3 protein-coding genes are annotated in these 3,796 nt (G+C 53.3%); all 3 read right to left on the reverse strand.

Going from position 1 to position 3,796, the window contains the following annotated elements; translation table 11 throughout:
* Nucleotides 1-3 precede the first annotated feature (3 nt).
* The 3 genes from cycA to ABO04_RS11525 are packed head-to-tail and all read right to left on the reverse strand — an operon-like array spanning nucleotide 4 to nucleotide 3,600.
* Nucleotides 4-711 (reverse strand): cytochrome c-550 CycA, encoded by a 708-nt coding sequence (gene cycA / locus ABO04_RS11515; RefSeq protein ID WP_160810826.1) that lies wholly within the window; start codon nucleotides 709-711, stop codon nucleotides 4-6.
* A 58-nt stretch (nucleotides 712-769) separates the two neighbouring features.
* A complete protein-coding gene (gene haoB, locus ABO04_RS11520; protein ID WP_160810827.1) occupies nucleotides 770-1,891 on the reverse strand; it encodes a hydroxylamine oxidation protein HaoB in 1,122 nt (373 codons plus the stop codon).
* Entirely contained in the window at nucleotides 1,888-3,600 is a 1,713-nt protein-coding gene (locus ABO04_RS11525) for a multiheme c-type cytochrome (protein WP_160810828.1), read from the reverse strand. The genes haoB and ABO04_RS11525 overlap by 4 nt, the downstream gene beginning before the upstream one ends.
* Nucleotides 3,601-3,796: the final 196 nt, after the last annotated feature.

Here is a 3,796-nt window from a genome sequence, read left to right on the forward strand (position 1 = left end):
TCACTATTTTCCTTTTTTGGCGGTTTTAGCATTGGCCTGGAATTCGTCATGGAATTTGAATTTAGGCTCTCCGTCAAATACACCATCCAGTTTATAGTGTTCGTGCATGGCTTTAACGTCTTTGACCATTTCGTCAAACTTGAAGGTGTACTTGGCGTCCACTTCCGGTGTGAACGGGGTATACGGCGGCTTGGCATCTTTCCACGGGGAGCCTTCATAGTTCAGGTGGCAGGCACTGCACCGTTCTTCAAAGTGAAAGTCCTGTCCTTTGCTGGCCAGGGCCTTGCGGGGAGATTTTTTGCCCGATTTCTCAAAAGCCTGTCCTGCCTTGCGGTGGTCTCCCCGGAATTTGCGGCCAGGTCCATGGCAGGATTCGCAGCCTACACCAGTGAGCATCTTCTTGGGCGATTCAATCGTATAGCCGCCCTTCTGGCCAAAGCCGTCCACGTGACAACCTACACAGTCCTTGTCTTGAGTGTAGTCCTTGGCAGGATCCAGGTTGGCTTTTTGTTTGGCTTCCACTTTGACATTGGGTTTGAGTGATTCCATTGCCTTGGCGTGCGCTGTATGTTTCCACGACTGCGCTTGCGGTTTGTGGCAGGAACTGCATTTTTTGCGACCTTCAAACGGGGCATCTGCTGCCAGACTGTATCCGCTGGTCAGGACGAACAAGGCCGCAGCCACCAGTCCGCAGGCTTTCATTATTTTCATGGTCTCTCCTCTTGTTTTAGGTATTGCACAGATTACGATTCTTTTGTCTTGCCGTTCGTTATTGTACCTGATCAGTCTGATGGGTTGAATCCGTCGTTTGATCATGATCCGAGGCGGATGATGGCAATTGGTGTTGTGGTTGTGCCACAGTCTTGTCGGTCAGTTGGTAGACCCAGTATCCGCCCTGCTGGTAGATCAGTCGCGGTGTGGTGAGCTCCAGCGGGGAAGGCTGGCTGGCAAACGGCAGCAGTCTGGCCAGCAGGGTGTTGTAGCTGGTTTCGTCTGTCAGAAAGAAAGCGTGGATCAGTTCATCCGACAAAGATTGCAGGGTGTAGGCGTAATAACCGTGGTTACTCATCTCGGTTTTGACATGACTGATCATGCCGTGCAGGTTGCCAGTCAAACGGTAGGATTTGTAGGCAATGCCCAATTGGTCAGGGTACATCAGGCCCAGTTTGTACAGGTCACTGACATGGATAATCAGGTAGGCGTCGCGTGTGCCGGCCAGCTGCCGCAAGTCATCCAGGCCGCTCGCCAGTGGTTTTATCAGACTTTGCGTAAATCGCAGGAACAGTTCATGTTCCTGTGGATCTGCCGGAGCGCCCGTGTGTGCGTTTTCATATGCGCGAATGGCTTGCGCATGCGGTTGCCATTCCGGCGGGATGATTAAGGGTTCAAGCAGTGTGCTGTGAAACAGCACGTCTCGCCCGGTCAGCTGTGCCAGTTGACGGGAGGTGTCCCACCAGCTCAGCAGCAGGGCATCCCGCGGGGCGTATTTGTCAATTGCAGCTGCAAGTGTACTTAATTCGGTGGCTTTCTGATCCAGCGCCAGCAGGGGTTCCCGGGTTGCATTCTTCCAGTTGAGCAGTACCTGTGGCTGGTTTGCATGCTGACCAAACCAGGCTTGCGCGAGTGGTCGATCCATACCTTCCAGTTGGATGTCGTACTGGTGGATGACAAGATCCGGCCAGGCTTCCAGTTCCAGGTCAGGGTAGTCATTCGCCGGTCCGGTGGCAGTCAGCTGGTAACGATAAGGCGCTTCGTCCGGTGTCAGCAGCAACCAGGTGTACCAGGTCAGTAAAACCAAACCTCCCGTCACCAGTAAAATTCCCAGTGACGGGAGGAGTCGGTCAGACCAGCGCGATTGTGTGCGCCGGTCTGGTGTCAGCGAAGTGGTCAAGCTTGTGTTTGCTTGCGTTTGCGCCAGCCAATCAGTGCAATCGCACCTGCCAGCAACATGCCACCTCCCAGTCCGCCCAGCGAGATTTTGTCTCCCGCATCCTTAAGGTCAAGCAGACTGGTTTTTTTGCCTTCCAGTTTGTTAACACGTGCCTGCAGGGCAGTCATTTCCTGCATTTTGGTGTATTCGTCCTGGATTTCAACATAGGCACGGTTCATCGGACCCCAGCCTTCAGTATAGGTCCAGCCACCCGGGTTGACGTGCGCCAGTCCTACGTGCATTTTGGCCAGGTTGTTTTCTGCCATTTCCAGCACTTTAAGTTCCAGTGAGGCCGGGTTGTTCCCTTTCGACCAGAACAGCTGGGTGAAGATACCAAATCCAGGTTTTTCCGGTGCCGGCGGGTTCGGACGGTTGGTCTTCTGGCCCGTCAGGGTGCCGTCTTCATACATTTTGTGAACAATTGCGTTTGCTTCCTGGTATTTAGCCAGTCCTTCCAGGGTGCCTTTATCCATCAGATCCAGATAGGAGCGGGCAAACCGTTCGGAGTGACATTGGGTGCAGGTCAGTACCCAGGAATCCAGGCGGGCTTCCGACCAGTCGCTGGTGATGTTCTCTGCAATACCCGGAACAAATGGGTAGTTCGCCCAGCGGGTTTTGCGGGTGATGTTGTGGGTGTATTCTCCTTCGTATTCCATGTGGCAGGCTGCGCAGGTCGGTGCAGTCTGACCTCCTTTGGAGAAAGCGTCTTTAAGACGAACTTCCCAGTTCCACTTTCCACGGTTCATTTCAGCCAGCTTGCCGTGCTTGGACATGATGTAGGCTTCGTAGTTGTTGTGATCTACACCGCTGTGACAGGTGGCACAGGCTTCCGGCTTACGGGATTCCGCTGCCGAGAATTCATGACGGGTGTGACAGTTGTCACATTTGTTCTGGTTGGTGTGGCACATGGTGCAGCCTTCGGCTACTTCACGTTGCGGCATGGCCGCCCAGACGGTGGTTTCAATGTTGGCAGTGTAGTCCAGTGCGTGTGATGGACGTCCATCCGGCCATTGGCCATTCGGCCAGATCATGGTGTCTCGTTCGGATTCGCGTTCGGCAAATTCTCTCAGGTGACAGGTGCCGCAAACATCTGCTGTCGGCATGCGTACGTCTTTGGTGTGATCGGCTTTCTTCTTGGCGTTGATGTCAACGTGACAGTCAATACAGCCCACTTCCTTGAGGGTTTCCTTTTCTCCAAGTTTGCCCATGGAGCGCAGGTTGTTCTCAACTTCTTCCAGTTTGCCTTTCTTGTAAAACAGCGGGTCGTCCGATTTGAGGGCGCGAATCTTGTCAAGGTTCGCGTGTGTGCTGCGCTTCCAGGCCCTTACCCATACCGGCGTTTCATCCGAATGGCATTCCACGCAGTCTTTACGTTCCGCAATCTCTTTAGGGGATGCCGGTGGTTTGTAAAAGGTGGCCGGGTCCATGTAACTGCTGAGCGCAATCGGTTCCCAGTAGTCGCCCATCGTCCCCTTGCCCGCTCCATGTGCAGGATCCTTGTAACGCTTCACCAGCGCTTCATAGGTCTCTTTCGGCGTCGCCTTGCTGCGATCCAGCTTCAGCGCTTCATAGGTCTCGTCCGGTACCGTCGATATGTCCGCATATGTGTAACCACATAACATCATACCCGCACACAGCATGACCCCCTTTATCCACTCCCCTAATCTCATCTCTCTCCTCCACTACCTGTCGGTATTCCCAGTAATCAAAATAATAATCCGCTACCTCAAGCCCTCTCAGGTAACCAGTTATCCTCACTGCCATAATACTCAGCCGCCAAGACTACTTCCTCATCAAAACTTAGTCAAGACATGCCACTGCGAAATCATAAACCATTACCATCAAGCTGGCTCGACTGTAACAATA

The organism is Nitrosomonas sp. HPC101 (assembly GCF_009833125.1).
In the GTDB taxonomy this organism is placed as follows: Bacteria; Pseudomonadota; Gammaproteobacteria; order Burkholderiales; family Nitrosomonadaceae; genus Nitrosomonas.